Origin of the sequence: Verrucosispora sp. SN26_14.1 (genome assembly GCF_004307965.1) — a bacterium.
Taxonomy (GTDB): Bacteria; Actinomycetota; Actinomycetes; order Mycobacteriales; family Micromonosporaceae; genus Micromonospora.
Genome location: NZ_SISL01000759.1, coordinates 1 through 1,561, shown reverse-complemented (window position 1 = coordinate 1,561; position 1,561 = coordinate 1). Strand labels below are relative to the sequence as shown.

The window sequence follows — 1,561 nt, the reverse complement described above, 5'->3', positions numbered from 1 at the left end:
GGCCACCGCCGGGACGGCGCTCGCCGCCCGCAACGCCGCCGGCAGCCGCTCCCGCGCCACCGTCGTCCTTCCCGCCCCGATGCAACCCGCGGCGACGCTGCCCGCCGACACGTCCGCCGGAGTGGACGGCGTGGCACCGTTCATCACGGCGAACCGGGACTTCTACCGCGTCGACACGGCCCTCACCGTCCCGCAGGTCGACGTCGACCGCTGGCGGTTGACCCTGGAGGGCGCCGTCGACCGACCCCGAACGTGGCGTTTCGACGAGCTACTGGCCCGGGGCCTGATGGAACGTGACCTGACCCTCAACTGCGTATCCAACGAAGTCGGTGGCCCCTACATCGGCACCGCCCGCTGGAGCGGGGTGCCACTGGCTCCCCTGCTCCGGGAGGCCGGCATCCGACCCGGCCAGAACCAACTCGTCAGCCGGGCCGTCGACGGTATGACCATCGGTACCCCACTCGCGGCGATCCTCGACGGCCGCGACGCCATGCTCGCCGTCGCCATGAACGGCGAACCTCTCCCCCTGGACAACGGATTCCCGGTACGCATGCTCGTCCCCGGCCTCTACGGCTACGTCGGCGCCTGCAAATGGCTCACCGCGATGACCGTCACCACGTTCGACGCCTTCGACACCTACTGGGTCGAACGCGGCTGGGCACCCGACGCACCGGTCAAGACCGCCTCCCGCATCGACACCCCCAAACCCTTCACCCGACGCCCCGCCGGACCAGTCATGATCGCCGGGGTCGCCTGGGCCCAGCGTCGCGGTATCACCGCCGTGCAGGTGCAGATCGACGACGGGCCGTGGCAGACCGCGCGCCTCGCCGCGGGACCGTCACCAGATCTGTGGCGGCAGTGGGCGTACCGCTGGGACGCCACACCCGGCAGCCACACCATCCGCGTTCGCGCATCCGACAGCACCGGCACCACCCAGCCGGAACAACGCAGGACGCCATACCCCGACGGCGCCACAGGCTGGCACAGCATCACCCTCACCATTACCTGAACAGCAGGGCTTGGCGACCCGGCCGCCCGGCTGTGGTCTGGGCCAGGTCGTCGGATCGCCGAATCGTCACGAGATCGGGCGTCCGGATGCTGTCGTCGGTTTTCACCTGCGGTGCGACCCCCGACTTCGAAACTACCCTGCTGGTGATCGCCACAACACGGTGTGTCGACCTGTTCGCTCAGGTCACCTTCCTGCCTTCGTGGAACCGATCATCGGTCACTCGGCCGCTGGGCGTCCGCCCGGTAGCCGGTGGGGGACGCGCCCACCTGGCGGCGGAAAGCCTTGGCGAAGTGCGACTGGTCGGCGAACCCGCATCGGTGCGCGACCGCCGCGACGGTGAGCGAGGTGGTGCGCAGCAGTCGCCGGGCGAGATCGAGGCGAAGGCGCTGGTGGAGCTGGGCCGGGGTCTCGCCGGTCTGCTGCCGGAACAGTCGCAGCAGGTGGAATCGGCTGAGGCCGGCTTCGGCGGCCAGTTCGGCCAGGGTCACCGGGCGGTCGAGCCGGTCATGCAGCAGATCGACGGCGCGGGCTCCCCGGGCGTCGTCGATCTGC

Annotated in this window: 2 protein-coding genes; one reads left to right on the top strand and one right to left on the bottom strand. The window is 70.6% G+C overall.

Translation table 11 applies throughout. The features are described 5' to 3' along the window. Window positions 1-1,009: molybdopterin-dependent oxidoreductase (locus tag EYA84_RS31675; protein ID WP_153227128.1), on the top strand; the 1,009-nt coding region annotated here is incomplete at its 5' end. Between the two features lie 209 nt (window positions 1,010-1,218). Here the strand turns inward: EYA84_RS31675 and EYA84_RS31670 are convergent. Further along, on the bottom strand, window positions 1,219-1,561 hold a 343-nt coding region (locus EYA84_RS31670), incomplete at its 5' end, for a helix-turn-helix domain-containing protein (RefSeq protein WP_131057835.1).